The sequence below is a fragment of the Rhodococcus sp. NPDC057135 genome (assembly GCF_042670865.1).
In the GTDB taxonomy this organism is placed as follows: domain Bacteria; phylum Actinomycetota; class Actinomycetes; order Mycobacteriales; family Mycobacteriaceae; genus Rhodococcus_F.
In genome coordinates this window covers 165,966-181,089 of the sequence record NZ_JBHUUU010000007.1, presented here as the reverse complement: position 1 = coordinate 181,089, position 15,124 = coordinate 165,966, and the positions used below count along the sequence as shown (strand labels likewise).

General features: G+C 63.3%; 17 protein-coding genes, 1 pseudogene and 1 riboswitch. Of the genes and pseudogenes, 10 read left to right on the top strand and 8 right to left on the bottom strand.

Annotation, left to right across the window (positions count from 1 at the left end; translation table 11 throughout):
• Nucleotides 1–4: 4 nt before the first annotated feature.
• Nucleotides 5–469, bottom strand: coding sequence for a tRNA (cytidine(34)-2'-O)-methyltransferase (locus tag ACFT1A_RS15575; protein ID WP_378447732.1), 465 nt, complete (start codon nt 467–469; stop codon nt 5–7).
• A 135-nt stretch (nt 470–604) separates the two neighbouring features.
• On the opposite strand from ACFT1A_RS15575, the pseudogene ACFT1A_RS15570 reads away from it, so the two are divergent.
• A pseudogene (locus tag ACFT1A_RS15570) lies at nt 605–700 on the top strand (DUF2510 domain-containing protein); the annotation flags it as partial.
• 44 nt (nt 701–744) lie between these two features.
• Here the strand turns inward: ACFT1A_RS15570 and ACFT1A_RS15565 are convergent.
• A complete protein-coding gene (locus tag ACFT1A_RS15565) occupies nt 745–1,341 on the bottom strand; it encodes a hypothetical protein (RefSeq protein ID WP_378447840.1) in 597 nt (198 codons plus the stop codon).
• Here ACFT1A_RS15565 and ACFT1A_RS15560 point away from each other — a divergent pair.
• Complete coding sequence (locus tag ACFT1A_RS15560; protein WP_003940770.1) at nt 1,331–1,951, top strand: pentapeptide repeat-containing protein; 621 nt, start codon at nt 1,331–1,333, stop codon at nt 1,949–1,951. The two genes, ACFT1A_RS15565 and ACFT1A_RS15560, sit on opposite strands and share 11 nt — an antisense overlap.
• Nucleotides 1,952–1,957: 6 nt before the next feature.
• On the opposite strand, the gene ACFT1A_RS15555 is transcribed toward ACFT1A_RS15560, so the two are convergent.
• Both ACFT1A_RS15555 and ACFT1A_RS15550 read right to left on the bottom strand, forming a co-directional pair.
• Nucleotides 1,958–2,233 carry a DUF1905 domain-containing protein gene (locus tag ACFT1A_RS15555; protein ID WP_378447731.1) on the bottom strand — a complete coding sequence of 92 codons (276 nt, stop codon included), beginning with the start codon at nt 2,231–2,233 and terminating at the stop codon, nt 1,958–1,960.
• A gap of 32 nt (nt 2,234–2,265) precedes the next feature.
• Nucleotides 2,266–2,778, bottom strand: coding sequence for a GNAT family N-acetyltransferase (locus ACFT1A_RS15550; protein ID WP_378447730.1), 513 nt, complete (start codon nt 2,776–2,778; stop codon nt 2,266–2,268).
• Between the two features lie 31 nt (nt 2,779–2,809).
• Between ACFT1A_RS15550 and ACFT1A_RS15545 the strand changes: the two genes are divergently transcribed.
• Together ACFT1A_RS15545 and ACFT1A_RS15540 are read left to right on the top strand one after the other, a co-directional pair.
• Nucleotides 2,810–3,667: a bifunctional methylenetetrahydrofolate dehydrogenase/methenyltetrahydrofolate cyclohydrolase gene (locus tag ACFT1A_RS15545; protein WP_378447729.1), complete on the top strand. Its 858-nt coding sequence runs from the start codon at nt 2,810–2,812 to the stop codon at nt 3,665–3,667.
• 5 nt (nt 3,668–3,672) lie between these two features.
• Nucleotides 3,673–3,957, top strand: coding sequence for a DUF3017 domain-containing protein (locus ACFT1A_RS15540; protein ID WP_230812347.1), 285 nt, complete (start codon nt 3,673–3,675; stop codon nt 3,955–3,957).
• Between the two features lie 5 nt (nt 3,958–3,962).
• On the opposite strand, the gene ACFT1A_RS15535 is transcribed toward ACFT1A_RS15540, so the two are convergent.
• The 4 genes from ACFT1A_RS15535 to ACFT1A_RS15520 all read right to left on the bottom strand — a co-directional run bounded on the left by ACFT1A_RS15535 (nt 3,963) and on the right by ACFT1A_RS15520 (nt 8,944).
• Nucleotides 3,963–4,538: a hypothetical protein gene (locus tag ACFT1A_RS15535; RefSeq protein WP_378447728.1), complete on the bottom strand. Its 576-nt coding sequence runs from the start codon at nt 4,536–4,538 to the stop codon at nt 3,963–3,965.
• A complete protein-coding gene (locus ACFT1A_RS15530; protein WP_378447835.1) occupies nt 4,538–6,316 on the bottom strand; it encodes a DEAD/DEAH box helicase in 1,779 nt (592 codons plus the stop codon). Before ACFT1A_RS15530 ends, ACFT1A_RS15535 begins: the two co-directional genes overlap by 1 nt.
• Before the next feature lie 169 nt (nt 6,317–6,485).
• The gene (locus ACFT1A_RS15525) at nt 6,486–7,622 is read right to left on the bottom strand and encodes a homoserine O-acetyltransferase (RefSeq protein WP_378447727.1); all 1,137 of its coding nucleotides are present in this window, start codon (nt 7,620–7,622) and stop codon (nt 6,486–6,488) included.
• Nucleotides 7,619–8,944, bottom strand: a complete 1,326-nt coding sequence (locus ACFT1A_RS15520) for a bifunctional o-acetylhomoserine/o-acetylserine sulfhydrylase (RefSeq protein WP_378447726.1) — start codon at nt 8,942–8,944, stop codon at nt 7,619–7,621. The genes ACFT1A_RS15525 and ACFT1A_RS15520 overlap by 4 nt, the downstream gene beginning before the upstream one ends.
• A 143-nt stretch (nt 8,945–9,087) precedes the next feature.
• Nucleotides 9,088–9,228, bottom strand: a riboswitch (SAM riboswitch).
• A gap of 305 nt (nt 9,229–9,533) precedes the next feature.
• Between ACFT1A_RS15520 and ACFT1A_RS15515 the strand changes: the two genes are divergently transcribed.
• The 6 genes from ACFT1A_RS15515 (at nt 9,534) to trpS (ending at nt 15,075) form a co-directional block, all read left to right on the top strand.
• Nucleotides 9,534–10,757: an NADP-dependent isocitrate dehydrogenase gene (locus ACFT1A_RS15515; protein WP_378447725.1), complete on the top strand. Its 1,224-nt coding sequence runs from the start codon at nt 9,534–9,536 to the stop codon at nt 10,755–10,757.
• A gap of 130 nt (nt 10,758–10,887) precedes the next feature.
• Nucleotides 10,888–12,096 (top strand): MFS transporter, encoded by a 1,209-nt coding sequence (locus ACFT1A_RS15510; protein ID WP_378447724.1) that lies wholly within the window; start codon nt 10,888–10,890, stop codon nt 12,094–12,096.
• Nucleotides 12,097–12,132: 36 nt separating this feature from the next.
• Nucleotides 12,133–12,978, top strand: a complete 846-nt coding sequence (locus ACFT1A_RS15505; protein ID WP_378447723.1) for an exodeoxyribonuclease III — start codon at nt 12,133–12,135, stop codon at nt 12,976–12,978.
• Between the two features lie 8 nt (nt 12,979–12,986).
• Nucleotides 12,987–13,520 carry a ribonuclease domain-containing protein gene (locus tag ACFT1A_RS15500; RefSeq protein ID WP_378447722.1) on the top strand — a complete coding sequence of 178 codons (534 nt, stop codon included), beginning with the start codon at nt 12,987–12,989 and terminating at the stop codon, nt 13,518–13,520.
• Nucleotides 13,520–14,014: a barstar family protein gene (locus ACFT1A_RS15495; RefSeq protein WP_378447721.1), complete on the top strand. Its 495-nt coding sequence runs from the start codon at nt 13,520–13,522 to the stop codon at nt 14,012–14,014. The genes ACFT1A_RS15500 and ACFT1A_RS15495 overlap by 1 nt, the downstream gene beginning before the upstream one ends.
• Before the next feature lie 26 nt (nt 14,015–14,040).
• Nucleotides 14,041–15,075: a tryptophan--tRNA ligase gene (trpS, locus tag ACFT1A_RS15490; RefSeq protein ID WP_378447720.1), complete on the top strand. Its 1,035-nt coding sequence runs from the start codon at nt 14,041–14,043 to the stop codon at nt 15,073–15,075.
• Nucleotides 15,076–15,124 lie beyond the last annotated feature (49 nt).

The window sequence follows — 15,124 nt, the reverse complement described above, 5'->3', positions numbered from 1 at the left end:
TCGATCAGACGGCGCCCTTGAACCCGTGCTGACGCCAGGCCTCGTACGTCACCAGGGCGGCAGCGTTGGAGAGGTTGAGGGACCGGCGTCCGGGAAGCATTGGGATACGCAGACGCTCGGTGATGTGTTCGTCCGCCAGCACTTCCTCGGACAATCCGGTGGGTTCGGGGCCGAACAGCAGGACATCCCCGGGTTGGTAGGCGATATCGGCATACGACGTGGTCGCGTGTGCGGTGAAGGCGAATACGCGAGCGGGCGTGACGGCTTCCCAGGCAGCGGCCAGGTCTTCGTGGACGGTGACAGTCGCCAGATCGTGGTAGTCCAAGCCTGCGCGCTTGAGCTTCGGCTCCGACAAATCGAACCCGAGAGGGCCGACCAGGTGGAGTTCGCAACCGGTGCCTGCGACCATGCGGATCGCGTTTCCGGTGTTGGGTGGGATGCGGGGCTCGTGGAACATCACTCGGAACACTCGAGGAACTGTACCGGGCGGCATATCGGCGCCCGCGTCGGCGAGAAGAGCGGTCGAGAAGTGTGGGCGAATTGGTAACAAACCGGCCAGTCCGTGCGAACCTATTTCCGGCACTCTTCTCAGAACGGACTTTTCATGAACCCTCCCGCCGGTTGGAACCCCGACCCCTTCGACCCCACGATCGACCGTTACTGGGACGGTCAGCAGTGGACCGCACAGACACGGCCCAAGGGCGTCGACGCACCTACTCAAGCATTCGGTACTCCGACGCAGGTCTACGGTGCGCCGGGATCGGCGGCGCCGGACGCAAACGCCGAAGAAGGAAGCAAGCGGCGGAAGTGGCCGTGGATCGCCGGCGCAGCAGTCGTGGGACTGGTGGCCATCGCTGCGGCGACGGGAGCGGGCAAGTCGGAAGAATCGACGACGCCTGCTGCGACCTCTTCGACGACAGCTGCAGCGACGACAACCAATAGCACCGTCCCGTCGACGACAAAGACCACAACGTCGTCCGCCCCGCCGACCACGACTACAGCGACGACGCTGCCGACCACGACAACCACCGTGGCAATCGTGCCGCTGGTGCCGCAGGTCCCGGCGATCACGACAACGCCGTACGTTCCGCCCGCTCCGGCGTACACACCGCCGAAGACAACAGAACCGGCGTACGTTCCACCGAAACCGTCGGGAGGAACGGTGAATCCGGGCTCGTTCTGTTCGACCCCTGGAGCAACAGGCGTGACAAAGAAGGGCACTCCGATGGTGTGTGGGATTGGTAGCGACGGACGAGATCGCTGGGTGTCGGCCGGCTGATTGTCGGCTGCCATCAGGGGCGCTGAACCGGTGTCGGTGCGGCGGGGCAGTATGGACGGCATGCTCCCCGAAGAATCCGACGATGTCGTCGGCGAAGACTATTCAGACGCGCGGCTGGCCGGGCAGAAGTGGCGTCAGCGCACTTTCACCAACTGCAATTTCCGAGACGCCGATCTCACCGGACTCACGACGGAGTCGGTGGTGTTCACGGATTGTGATTTCACCGGCACCGATCTGGGGGAGTCCGTGCACACGGGAACAGCGTTCCGATCCTGCAATTTTGCGCGGACCAGCCTGTGGCACAGCACGTTCCGGAACTGCAGTCTGCTCGGGTCGACGTTCGACGGTTGCCGCATCCGGCCGTTGACGCTCGACGAAGTCGACTTCTCGTTGACCTCACTCGGCGGGGCGGACCTGAGGAAGATCGACTTCACCTCATGCCGCTTCCGTGAAGCGAACCTGGTTCGGGCCGACATGCGGGGCGCGGTGCTGGCGTCCGCGGATCTGTCCGGTGCTCGCACGGGTGGACTCAAACTCGAAGGTGCAGACCTGCGCGGTGCGCGGATCGATCCGAGCCTGTGGACGTCCGCATCCGTCGGAAACGCACAGATCGAGTTGATGCAGGCGGTGGCGTACGCGTCGGCGCACGGTCTTGTCGTCGATATGAAGTAGTGACGCCTAGCTCTGCAAGCGCTCCTCGAGTCGCACGGTCACCCGCTCGCCCGTGTCCTTGCCGATGGCTTTGCGGAGATCGGCTTTGACCGGCAGCTTGTGGTTGCCGTCGCCCAACGCCATAAACGAACTCTGGAACGGATGTCCGTCGATCGTCCCGCGCACCTTGACCAGGCCACGGGTGCCGAAGAACTCGGCGGACTCCGGCCAGATCACATAAGTCCACCCGCCCCTGGCGTCGCTCTTCTGCAGGGTGGCCGTGAATTCCTTGTCCAGCAACATGATGTCGGTCCTTTCGAACTCGTCCCAGTCGATCAGCGGATGAATTCCCGAGCAAGGAGATCCATCAACAGTCCGTCCTTCCACACACCGTGGCGATCTCGCGAGTACTCGCGCATCACCCCGACGTCCTTGAATCCCACAGATCGGTAGCACGCGATGGCGACGGAGTTGTCGACCTCGGGGTCGATGACAAGACGGTGGAATGCGAGATCGTCGATCAGATGGGCGCACAGCACCCGTATCGATTCGCGACCGAACCCTTGGCCGTGGAAGTCGGGATCGAGAAACAAGTCGAGCCCGGCGTGGCGGAAGTCGGGGTTGTCCTCAGCTTCGTACCACTGGATGAAGCCGATCAGTTGGTCACCGTAGAAAATGCTGTAGCGCATGGTGCCGGCCTCCGGCGCCGCAGGCCAGTCGTCATCGGGATTTTGCCACCACTGCACGACGTCCGGGTGCAGGTGAATTGCCCGCAGACGGGCGTGATGATCGGGCGCGAGCGGGGAGAGGACCACTCTCGGGCCGCGTAGTTCCGGAGCCGTTGTCACTCATCGACCCTAACCTGGAACAATGGTCGCCGTGACTGCAACGATCCTCGACGGCAAAGCTACCCGCGACGAAATCTTCGAAGACCTGAAGGTGCGGGTGAGCGCTCTGAAGGCAGAGGGCATCACGCCCGGCTTGGGCACCATCCTGGTAGGCGACGACCCCGGATCCGCTGCTTACGTGCGCGGCAAGCACAACGACTGCGCCAAGGTCGGTATCAATTCTTTGCGACGCGACCTGCCTGCCGACATCACGCAGGAGCAGCTCAACGCGACGATCGACGAGCTCAACGGCAATCCCGAGTGCACCGGCTACATCGTGCAGTTGCCCCTTCCCAAGCACCTCGACGAGAACGCGGCCCTCGAGCGCATCGACCCTGACAAGGATGCCGACGGCTTGCACCCGGTCAACCTCGGTCGACTGGTGTTGGGCAAGGAAGCCCCGCTGCCGTGCACCCCGCGTGGAATCCTGCATCTCCTGCGCCGCTACGAGGTCCCTATTGCAGGCGCACACGTGGTGGTAGTCGGACGAGGCGTCACAGTCGGTCGCCCGATCGGACTGTTGCTGACGCGTCGTAGCGAGAACGCCACGGTCACGCTCTGCCACACCGGTACCCGCGATCTCGCAGCCGAGGTTCGCCGCGCCGACATCATCGTCGCCGCCGCCGGGGTTCCCGGTCTCATCACCGCCGACATGGTCAAGCCCGGAGCAGCGGTCCTCGATGTCGGCGTCAGTCGCACCGACGACGGCCTGCGCGGCGACGTCGCAGCCGACGTCAACGAGGTCGCCGGGTTCGTCTCACCCAACCCCGGTGGTGTCGGGCCGCTGACCCGCGCGTTCCTGATCACCAACGTGGTCGAGCGCGCCGAGCGGGTTCTGGCCGGAGTCTGAGTCCGATGTCCTCACTGGTCGGCCTCGCGAAGAAGAATCTGCCCATGCTCGCGGTCCTTGCCGTGATCGCGGCAGCTGTTGTTCTCGTGTTGGCCGACCGGTGGCGCCGCGGCGCTCTCGTCTTCGGTGTTGCCGTCATCATCGGAGCTGCCGCTCGGTGGTTCGTTCCCGAGAATCGTGTGGGGTTGCTTGCCGTGCGCGGAAGGGTTTTCGACACCGCGGCGATGGGCGTCATGGGAGCGTTGATCGCGACGCTTGCCCTGACCATCGATCCGCTCGGTACCGACTGAGAAGGTCAGTCCCCGTAGAACGAGCGGATGTCGATGTCGCTCAAGGGGATCCACTCCGGTGACTGAGTGGATGCCGACTTCTTTCCGGCCTTGTCCGGTGCACTTCGCAGCGTCACTGCGAGGACCGGTTCCTCGTCGATTCGCCCGGCCAGGGCGTAGATCGCGGCGAGATGGTGAACGCACGGCGAGCGTCGGCCTGAGCAGTTGCAACTGGCAGTGCACTCCGAAAGATCAACGGCTACTGCGATATTTCGAGCCTGCAGTTCGGTGACGACGCTGTCCGGTAGTTCGCCGGTGCAGACGGATCTGTTGGCCTTGCCAGCCGAGCGGAGAAGGCTCTTCACTGCAGCGATTTCGGATTTGGTCCACAGTGGGACACCAATCGTCACCGACGAGGTTTTTGCTTTGGTGCTCACCTCGGCGACGACGGTCCCCGATGAGACCGCGGTGAATTCCACCGACCCGTTGCGTGCGAGGGTTCGAGCTGTCGGCAGGGATGGGTTCGGACCGGATGCCGCGGTCCGTTCCACCGTGCGCAGCCACGCCCGACCCCAAGCGGTGACGCCGAATTCGTTGGCCATCAGATGATCACCGCGCCGTCGAGTTCGAGAAGTTCACGCAATTCGGTGTCGGGAAGATCCGCCAGGGCGGCCTCCACGTTGCCGGAAACAGCATCGGCTACAGCTCGTTTGGACTCGTGCATCGCTGCGATGTGATCCTCCACGGTTCCGCCCGTCACCAAGGTGTGGACGTTGACGGTGCGCTTCTGGCCGATGCGGTGTGCCCGGTCGGTTGCCTGATCTTCGACGGCTGGGTTCCACCACCGGTCGTAGTGCACGACGTGACTTGCGCGGGTGAGGTTGAGGCCGAAGCCGGCGGCGCGCAGGCTCAGGATCAGAACCGGCGGGGAATCCGCGTCGTTCTGGAACGCGTCGACCATCCCGTCGCGCTTGTCGGTGTTCAGGCCGCCGTGGAGGAAAGGCACGGCGCCGATTCCCAATTCGGATCCCAGGTGCCGCGAAAGCATCTCGCCCATCGTCCGGTACTGCGTGAATATCAGCGCGCGATCGCCGTCGTCGACGATCTCGGCGATCATTTCCGTTGCGCGGTCGAGCTTTCCGGATCTTCCGTAGAGGTCGTCCGTATCGCCGGTCACCTGCGCGGGGTGATTGCATACCTGTTTGAGGGTGGTCAGCAGCGCAAGGATGTTGCCGCGTCGGGCAATTCCCGTGCCCAACCCGGTGTCGAAAGCATCGGCGACTGCCGACCGATAGGTCCGCGCCTGTTCCGATGTCAGAGTGCACGAGACAGTGGAGAACTGCTTGGGCGGAAGATCCTTGGCCACTGTGTCTTTGGTTCTGCGCAGAATGAAAGGATCGATGACCGCGGCAAGCCTGGTCGCCGCAGTGGCGGATCGACCGGATTCGATCGGGACGGCGAAGCGTTGACGAAAACGTGCGCGAGTTCCGAGGACGTCGGGATTGGCAACGCGAAAGAGTGACCACAACTCCTCGAGGCGGTTCTCCACCGGCGTGCCGGTCATCGCCACCTTGACGTCGGCCGACAACTGCATTGCCGCTTTCGCAGCGAGGGAAGCGGGGTTCTTGATCTGCTGCGCCTCGTCGAAGATCACCGAACTCCAGTGGATCGGGCTCAATTGGGCCGCATCGGAACGCAAGACGCTGTAGCTGGTCAGAACCGTGGTGCCGGCGGGGATACGAGTGGGAAGCGCGCGAGCAGCCCCGTGATGAACGTGCAGTGGCAGATGCGGAGCGAATCGCTCGATCTCGCGGCGCCAGTTTCCGATCACCGAGGTGGGACACACAACCAGATGCGGGCCGTCGTCGGCGCGGATCGCGATCATCGAAATCGCTTGCAGTGTCTTACCCAAACCCATCTCGTCGGCCAAGATCCCACCACCCGAACCCGACAGCGCCGTCAGCCAGGCAACTCCCTGCATTTGATACGGGCGCAGATTCGCCTGAATCTTTGCTCGGCGAAGGCTGTCCAGGGCTGTACGCGCATCCGTGAACAACCGCACCGTGGACCGGGCGCTTCGGATCTTCGTGTCGTCCCCGTCGATCGCCGCATGCGCCGCGGTCGGAATGTCATGTGCGCCGGTCTCGATGACGCGCTTCCACGCGAGCAACGACGGTCCGAGGTCGCCGCGACCTGCATCGAGGTTGTGGAAGGCGTCGATCGAGGTGGTGAGGTCGAGCAGTTGCGCTTCGACGTCGGTTGCTGTGATCGACTCGTCGACCGGGATCGCAAGCCTGCACACGCCCGGCGACCCGATCGGCATCCCCAGTGCCGACAGTCGCGCTGCCGGGTCTGCGTCACCCCAGAACGCGAAGGACATGTGCTCGGGAATGTACGTAGCCTGCAGGCGCGTCGAGCATGGCTGAGTCACGTTCGCCGATGTTAGCCGCGCCGGCTCACGTTCGCCAATGAAAATGTCGGGAAAACCCGCAGATCAGCTGTGGTTTTCCCGACATTGACGAATCCTGAAAATGTGGCTCTGTCCCGGATCAGCGACCCGTGCGCGCGAACTCCATCGTTCGGCGAAGGAGTCCGGCGACGGCGTCCGCCTCCGTCAGGAAGCCGTCGTGGCCGTCCTTGGACTTGAGAATCTCGAGGCCGCTGCACGTGGAAATTCCGTCGGCGATCTCCTCCTGCAAACGGAGGGGATACAGCCGATCCGAATCCACGCCGCCCACGACGACCGGTGCCGTGATCGACGCCAACGCCGCCGCGACACCGCCGCGTCCACGGCCGATGTCGTGCCGGTTCATGGCCTCGGTCAGGAGGACGTACGTGCTCGGGTCGAAGCGGTCGACCAGCTTGTCCGCCTGATGTTCCAGGTAACTCTGCACAGCGTATCGTCCACCGTTCCACGGGTTTTCGTCGTTCTGAGCGGAGTTCTCGAAGCGCGCATCCAGTTCGGACTCGGTGCGGTACGTCAGGTGCGCGATGCGACGAGCGATGCCGAGCCCGGCGCGAGGTGCCCGCCCCGTTCCGTGGTAGTCACCGCCCTGCCAATCCGGATCGGAGACGATGGCCGCGATCTGCGTCGTCTGGGTGCCGATCTGATCTGCGGTGGCCCGTGAACCGGTTGCGAGAACCAACGCGGAGCGAATGCTGTCCGGGTAGGTAACTGCCCATTCGAGGGTGCGCATGCCGCCCATGGATCCACCGACCACCGAGGCCAACTGGTCGATCCCGAGGAGATCGACGAGCTTCTTCTCCGCCGCGATCTGATCCCGGATGGAAATTTCCGGGAACCGGCTGCCCCACGGCTTGCCGTCGTCGGCCAGTGAACTGGGACCGGTCGTGCCGCGACAACCACCGAGGACATTGGTTGCGACGACGCACCATTCCCCGGTGTCGATCGGTTCGCCGGGGCCGACCATTCCGTTCCACCAGCCGGGGGAGGGCTGATTCGCGGAGATCGGACCGGTGACGTGCGAGTCTCCGGTCAGTGCGTGCTCGACGAGTACGACGTTGTCGCGGTTCGGGGACAGCTCACCCCAGCGCTGAACGGCGAGCGAAACGGATGGGAGCACCGCGCCGCTTTCGAGTTCCAGGGCGCCGATGTCGACGAACCCCACCTGACCGTCGGCCGGGGGTAGGAGGTCGATCCTGGGCTCCAATTCGTTCACGGTCACGAGTTTGCCACCGCAGCCAGGCCGACGGTGAGATCGGCGAGGATGTCGTCGATTCCTTCGATGCCGACCGCGAGGCGGACGAGTCCGGGCGTGACACCGGAGGCGAGCTGCTCTTCGGGGGTGAGCTGCGAGTGCGTCGTCGACGCGGGGTGGATGACGAGTGAGCGAACGTCACCGATGTTGGCGACGTGGCTGTGCAGCGTCAGGGCGTTGACGAATTTCTTGCCCGCATCGATCCCGCCGGGCAGCTCGAAGGTGACGATGGCGCCGGTTCCCTTGGGCGTCAGCTGCTTTCCACGTTCGAACCAGGGTGAGGAGGGGAGTCCCGCGTAGGAGACGGAGGCCACCTCGCCGTGGCCGTCGAGGAATTCGGCGACCTTCTGTGCATTGGATACGTGGCGCTCGATGCGCAGGCTCAAGGTCTCGATGCCCTGCGCGATGAGGAACGCGTTGAACGGCGCCACGGCGGAGCCGAGATCGCGCAGCAGTTGGACGCGAGCCTTGAGTGCAAACGCCGGTGCACCGAGGTCCGCGAAGGTGACGCCGTGGTAGCTGGGATCAGGCGTCGTGAAGTTCGTGTGGCGACCCTGTGTCCAGTCGAAGGTGCCGCCGTCGACGATGACGCCGGCGATCGCGGTGCCGTGTCCACCTAGGTATTTCGTGGCGGAGTGAACGACGATGTCGGCGCCGTGTTCGAGTGGGCGTAGCAGGTACGGCGTCGCCACGGTGTTGTCCACGATCAACGGAAGACCGTTCTCGTGGGCCAGCGACGAGATGCCGGGTAGATCGAGGATGTGGTTCTTGGGATTGGCGATCGTTTCGCCGTAGAACGCCTTCGTGTTCGGGCGAATGGCTTCGCGCCACTGGTCGATATCGTCGGGATCTTCGACGAACGTGACTTCGATGCCCAGCTTACGAAGTGTGTAATGCAGGAGGTTGTACGTGCCGCCGTACAGGTACGGGCTCGAGACGATGTGATCGCCGGCCTCGGCGATGTTGAGGATCGCGATGGTCTCGGCAGCCTGACCCGAGGACAGGAGGAGTGCGGCGACTCCGCCTTCCAGGGCGGCGATCCGCTGCTCGACGGCGTCCTGCGTCGGATTCATGATTCGCGTGTAGATGTTGCCCGGCTCGGCCAGGCCGAACAGTGCGGCAGCGTGATCGGTGCTGTCGAAGACGTAGCTGGTGGTCTGGTAGATCGGTAGAGCGCGCGCATGGGTGGCGGTGTCCGCTGTCTGCCCGGCGTGCACCTGCTTGGTCTCGAACGACCAGTTCGCGGTCGGATCAGAAGTTGCTGCGGCGTCGGCTGTGTTGTCGGTCATGATTTGTTCACTCCAGTGGTCTGACGGATAGATGTCGGACGGGGGCGAATGATCGCCGCCCCGTGCTGGGGTCTATCTGCAAGTGCGACACATACTGAAATACCTCCGTGGGGCTCGGCCCGGTCTGGGGTCCGTCCCTGTCGGACCCGCGCTTGTCACCCGAATTGCGGTGGAACTGCGCGAGCAGATCCACTTCGGGAAACCTGGTCATCACCCGGGGCACCCCACCGCGGTTGGAGGGTTGCCGTCCAGCGAGCCGGGGCTTGACGCTGGCACTCATGACCAAGTCGGATTCTACCGGGAAGTGAGCGCAGTCCTGACACGGGGCGAAATGTGAGCCGCAACCGCACGCGCGGCAGAGCGACGTAGCCCACTAGCAGGCAAAAGTTACTCGTGAGTAGAGACCGGTGAGTGGACCTGCCGGTTGCGGCCTCACGGGTTAGCAGTACGCTTGTCTTGTTTGGGACTCATCTCCCGAGATCAGTCCACACCGTCTAGGTTTGATAATCGAACCGTTCGCGGACCCACTCACAAAGTGTGACCGCAACCGTGTAACCAGGGAAACTTCCTAGGAGGACGCGAAGCACCCATGTCCAAAATCAAGGTTGAGGGCACCGTCGTCGAACTCGACGGCGATGAGATGACGCGCATTATCTGGCAGTTCATCAAAGACAAGTTGATCCATCCGTATCTCGATGTGAACCTCGAGTACTACGACCTCGGTATCGAGTACCGCGACGAGACCGACGACCAGGTCACCATCGACGCAGCGCACGCGATCCAGAAGCACGGCGTCGGCGTCAAATGCGCCACGATCACGCCGGACGAGGCACGTGTCGAGGAATTCGGTCTCAAGAAGATGTGGCGTTCCCCGAACGGAACGATCCGCAACATTCTCGGCGGCACGATCTTCCGCGCACCGATCATCATCTCCAACGTTCCGCGACTCGTTCCGGGCTGGACCAAGCCGATCATCATCGGCCGTCACGCATTCGGCGACCAGTACCGCGCCACAGACTTCAAGGTCCCCGGCCCCGGCAAGGTGATGATCACCTACACGCCCGAGGACGGCAGCGCACCGATCGAGCACGAACTGGTCAACTTCCCCGAGAACGGCGGCATCGTTCAGGGGCAGTACAACTTCAACGATTCCATCCGTGACTTCGCTCGCGCGTCGCTCACCTATGGTCTCCAGCAGAACTACCCGGTGTACCTGTCCACCAAGAACACCATTCTCAAGGCGTACGACGGTGCCTTCAAGGACATCTTCCAGCACATCTACGAGACCGAGTTCAAGGCTGAGTTCGATGCCGCAGGTCTGACCTACGAGCACCGCCTCATCGACGACATGGTCGCTTCCGCACTCAAGTGGGAGGGCGGCTACGTCTGGGCATGCAAGAACTACGACGGTGACGTCCAGTCCGACACCGTGGCCCAGGGCTTCGGCTCGCTCGGCCTCATGACGTCGGTTCTGCTCACACCGGACGGACGGACCTGTGAGGCAGAGGCTGCTCACGGCACCGTGACGCGTCACTACCGTCAGCACCAGCAGGGCAAGCCCACCTCGACCAACCCGATCGCGTCCATCTTCGCGTGGACCCGTGGGCTCGAGCACCGTGGCAAGCTCGACAGCACCCCTGAGGTCATCGGCTTCGCGCAGGCGCTCGAAGACGTTGTCATCAAGACCGTCGAAAGCGGCCAGATGACCAAGGACCTCTCGATGCTGGTCGGCGGCGATCAGGGCTACCTGACCACCGAGGAGTTCCTCGGCGCACTCGACGTGAACCTGCAGAAGGCCATGGCCGCGAAGTAGATTCACCGCTTCACCTCGCGAATGGGACGTCCGGGAAACCGGGCGTCCCATTTGTGTTCGCGGTCTCACGTGAGTGAACTCACCCGCTCTCACTTGGAAGTTCAACCAGGTGTGAGATCACAATTGATCAGTGACTTCGTCTACCCTCTCCCGTTCTGACGCCTCGACACCCGGGGTTCGTTCCACCAGAGGTCCGGCGATGCTCGCTCTCGCCCTCGGCGGTTTCGGTATCGGCACCACCGAGTTCGTCGCCATGGGATTGCTCCCGGAAATGGCATCCGGGCTCGGCGTCTCGGAACCCATCGCAGGTCACGTGATCTCCGCGTACGCGCTCGGGGTTGTCGTCGGCGCTCCGCTGATCGCTGCTCTCACCGCACGGGTACCGCGCCGCACACTGTTGATCGCGCTCATGGTCGCCTTCACCGTCGGCAATGCCGCCTCGGTTTTCGCTCCCTCGTACACGACTCTGATGATGGCTCGCTTCGTCGCCGGATTGCCGCACGGCGCGTACTTCGGAGTCGCCGCGTTGGTCGCAGCTCACCTGGCCGAACCGGGCAAACGCGCCAAGGCCGTGGCGATGGTCATGATGGGTCTTTCCGTGGCCAACGTGATCGGGGTACCGGTCGCCGCCTGGATCGGTCAGGCACTCGGCTGGCGCAGCGCTTTCGCTTTGGTCGCCGTGATCGGGGTGGCAACCGTTGCTTCGCTCTTCGTCTGGATTCCGCGTTTGGACGGCATGCCGGTGACAAATCCGATCACCGAACTCGGGGCACTGGGCCGCGTCCAGGTGTGGATGACGCTGATCGTGGGCATGGTCGGGTTCGGCGGCATGTTTGCCGTCTACACCTACATCAGTACGACGCTCACCGACGTGTCCGGGCTCGGCGCTTCGTTCATTCCCCTGGCACTCATGCTCTACGGACTGGGCATGGTGGCCGGCAACTTCGTCGGCGGATACCTCGCGGATCGCGCATTGATGAAGGGTCTGTTCCTGTCGATGGGATCCCTCGTGGTGATCCTCGCGGTCTTCGTGATCGCTGTGCGCAATCCCTACACGGCACTGATCTTCGTCTTCCTCATCGGTCTCGCGGGGTCCTCGATGGTTCCAGGTCTGCAGACACGGCTGATGGACGTCGCCGAGGACGCTCAGACCCTGGCTGCTTCTCTCAATCACGCCGCGCTGAACATCGCCAACGCCTTCGGAGCGTGGATCGGCGGCGTCGTGATCGCGGCCGGTTACGGGTACACGGCGCCGGCGGCGGTAGGGTCTTTGCTGGCGGTCGCGGGTCTTGCCGTACTGGCGATTGCAGTGATTCTGCAGCGTAGGGCCGTGCGCTGACCTGGGCGCCGATCCACGTCGGTGGAATCGGCTACGGTGCTTGCCGTGCCACAAACTGCTGACTCCCACATTCTTGCTCCCCACACCATCACGTCCGTGAACGTCAACGGCGTTCGAGCAGCGGCCCGCAAGGGCATGCTCGATTGGCTGGAGAAGACGTCGGCGGATTTCATCTGCCTTCAGGAAACGCGTGCGTCGGACGATCAGCTTCGTGAGACCCTCGAGCCAGCGCTCGGCAACGGATGGTTCCTGGTCTCGGCCGAGCCGTCCGCGAAGGGACGCAACGGAGTCGCGGTGCTCTCACGCACCGAACCCGACGCGGTGCGGATCGGTCACGGAGACGACGAATTTCTCGAAGCCGGTCGATACATCGAAGCCGACTTCGCGGATCTGACCGTCGCGAGCCTGTACCTGCCGTCCGGTGAGGCGCTCACACCGAAGCAGGAGGAGAAGGAACGGTTCATGGCGTCCTTCGCAGTTCACCTCGCCTCCACCGCCGCAGCGGCCGAGTCGGCCGATCGCCACGTGGTGGTCAGCGGCGATTGGAACATCGCACACACCGAACTCGACCTCAAGAACTGGAAGACCAACAAGAAGTCTTCGGGATTCCTCCCGGAGGAGCGCGCGTGGATGGACCTTCTGTTCGCCGACGATTCCGCGTGGGTGGACGTCTTCCGCACCCTTCACCCTGGTGTCGATGGTCCTTACTCGTGGTGGTCGTACCGCGGCAAGGCATTCGACAACGACTCGGGGTGGCGTATCGATTACCAGGTTGCCACCCGCGGCTACGCCGAGCGGGCCAAGGTTGCCCTCGTGGAACGCGCTGAGTCCTACGACCTCCGTTGGTCGGACCACGCACCTGTCACCGTCTCGTACCGGTAGGAACGCGCATGCCTGAAGGTTTGAAGATGCCGAGCGCAAAAACGCGCAACGCCATCATCACCGTCGTCGTTGCCGTGGTGGCGCTTGTGCTGGCGGTGACGCTTGCGTCACGCGACTCCGACAGTTCGGCGTCGTCCGGGACGTCGTCGGTCACCAAGTCCTCGAGCGTCCAGTCCTCGGGTGTTCAAGCCAAGCCTGGCGCCACCACCAAGACTGCGCCGTCGAGTTCCGCTGCCAAGACAACGCAGCAGGCAAGCAGCGATGCGCCGGCGCGAGTTCTCGCCACGCTCGTGGAGATCGACGCCGGGAGGTGGCCGGATTCCGCCAACGCGCCGGGCACCAAGGGCGGCATCACCTTCCGCAACAGTGAGGGGCGTCTACCTGCTGTCGGTGCGGGTGGTGGACGTGTCGTCTATCAGGAATGGGACGTCAACGCGAAGAAGAACGGCCAAGGCCGCGACGCCGAGCGAATCGTGACCGGCAACGACGGTTCGGCGTGGTACACCCTCGATCACTACGACACCTTTGTGAGGATTCGCTGATGTCCGACTCGTCTACCGTCAGCGTGGCGCAGTGGCTGGACCCGTCTTCCGACGTGACTTCGGTGGCCCTGCGCGGCGAGCAAGCGGTCGCGGATGATCTTGCGCGTGAACTCCGTGGCGAGAATTTTGTCGTTCGAGTGGTTCGTGGCGAGAAGATGCGGACAACGGCGCAGGTCTTCGACGAGTTCGCGGCGGCCTTCCAGTTTCCGTCCCACTTCGGGCGGAACAAGGATGCTTTCGACGACGTCATGCGAGATCTGGACGATGTACTCGGATTGGGCGCCGGATATGTAGTTGTGGTCCGAGGCACGGGTTCTCTACTGTCCGAGCAACAGGATCAGTTGGAGTGGTTCCGCGGAACCATGGACTTCTACGCCGAAGAATGGGAACCCGTCGTTTTCCGGACCGTCTACCAGTTCGGTGAGGACGACCCCATCGCCACCGGTGAAGACCTCGTCGAACTCGACTACCCGGGCACCACGCCACTGCACTGATTTCCACTCGTGAAAAGATCGGAACCATGTCGACCCCTGCAGAACAGAAGCCCACCGCAAAGCCTCGCGTGCTTTCCGGAATCCAGCCGACGTCGGATTCATTCCACCTCGGCAACTACCTGGGTGCACTGCAGCAGTGGGTTCCGTTGCAGGACGATTTCGACGCTTTCTACTTCATTCCGGATCTTCACGCCATCACGGTGACGCAGGACCCGAAGGAACTGCGTCGTCGCACCAAGGTTGCGGTGGCTCAGCTCCTCGCAGTGGGTATCGATCCCGATCGGGCGACACTGTTCGTGCAGAGTCAGGTACCCGAGCACACGCAGTTGGCGTGGGTCCTCAACTGCATCACCGGTTTCGGTGAAGCCAGCCGCATGACTCAGTTCAAGGACAAGTCCGCCAAGCAAGGCAGCGACAACGCCAGTGTCGGTTTGTTCACGTATCCGGTTCTGATGGCCGCGGACATCCTCCTGTACCGCCCGCAACGAGTCCCGGTGGGCGAGGATCAGCGCCAGCACCTCGAACTCGCACGCGATCTTGCCGGCCGGTTCAACACCCGCTACGGCAAGGCGTTCGTCGTTCCCGAGCCGCAGATCATCAAGGGCACGGCAAAGATCTACGACCTGCAGGATCCGACCGCGAAGATGAGCAAGTCCGCTGCCAGTGCGGCCGGACTGATCAATCTGCTCGACGATCCGAAGGTGTCGGCGAGGAAGATCAAGTCGGCCGTCACCGACAACGAGCGCGAGATTCGCTTCGACCCCCAGGCCAAGCCCGGTGTCAGCAACCTGCTCACCATTCAGTCGGCTCTCTCCGGAGTACCGATCGAGACTCTGGTGGCCGGTTACGAAGGCAAGGGGTACGGCGACCTCAAAACCGATACCGCTGATGTCCTGACCGAGTTCGTCACCCCGCTCAAAGCGAAGGTGGACGGTTACCTCGCAGACGAGGCGGAGCTGGATCGCATCATCGCGGCCGGAGCGCACCGCGCCCGCGAGGTGTCTTCACGCACTCTCGCCGCTGTCTATGACAAGGTCGGATTCCTGGCACCGAAGGGCTGACCGACGCGAATTCGGACTCACGACGCCTGACCGAACATGAGGGGGACGG

Excerpts from the sequence above, each read along its gene's own strand:
- ACFT1A_RS15560 (WP_003940770.1), top strand. The coding sequence starts at position 1,331 with ATGGACGGCATGCTCCCCGAAGAATCCGACGATGTCGTCGGCGAAGAC.
- ACFT1A_RS15565 (WP_378447840.1), bottom strand. The coding sequence starts at position 1,341 with ATGCCGTCCATACTGCCCCGCCGCACCGACACCGGTTCAGCGCCCCTG.
- ACFT1A_RS15555 (WP_378447731.1), bottom strand. The coding sequence starts at position 2,233 with ATGTTGCTGGACAAGGAATTCACGGCCACCCTGCAGAAGAGCGACGCC.
- ACFT1A_RS15540 (WP_230812347.1), top strand. The coding sequence starts at position 3,673 with ATGTCCTCACTGGTCGGCCTCGCGAAGAAGAATCTGCCCATGCTCGCG.
- ACFT1A_RS15535 (WP_378447728.1), bottom strand. The coding sequence starts at position 4,538 with ATGGCCAACGAATTCGGCGTCACCGCTTGGGGTCGGGCGTGGCTGCGC.
- ACFT1A_RS15530 (WP_378447835.1), bottom strand. The coding sequence starts at position 6,316 with ATGTCCTTCGCGTTCTGGGGTGACGCAGACCCGGCAGCGCGACTGTCG.
- ACFT1A_RS15520 (WP_378447726.1), bottom strand. The coding sequence starts at position 8,944 with ATGACCGACAACACAGCCGACGCCGCAGCAACTTCTGATCCGACCGCG.
- ACFT1A_RS15515 (WP_378447725.1), top strand. The coding sequence starts at position 9,534 with ATGTCCAAAATCAAGGTTGAGGGCACCGTCGTCGAACTCGACGGCGAT.
- ACFT1A_RS15500 (WP_378447722.1), top strand. The coding sequence starts at position 12,987 with ATGCCTGAAGGTTTGAAGATGCCGAGCGCAAAAACGCGCAACGCCATC.
- ACFT1A_RS15495 (WP_378447721.1), top strand. The coding sequence starts at position 13,520 with ATGTCCGACTCGTCTACCGTCAGCGTGGCGCAGTGGCTGGACCCGTCT.
- trpS (WP_378447720.1), top strand. The coding sequence starts at position 14,041 with ATGTCGACCCCTGCAGAACAGAAGCCCACCGCAAAGCCTCGCGTGCTT.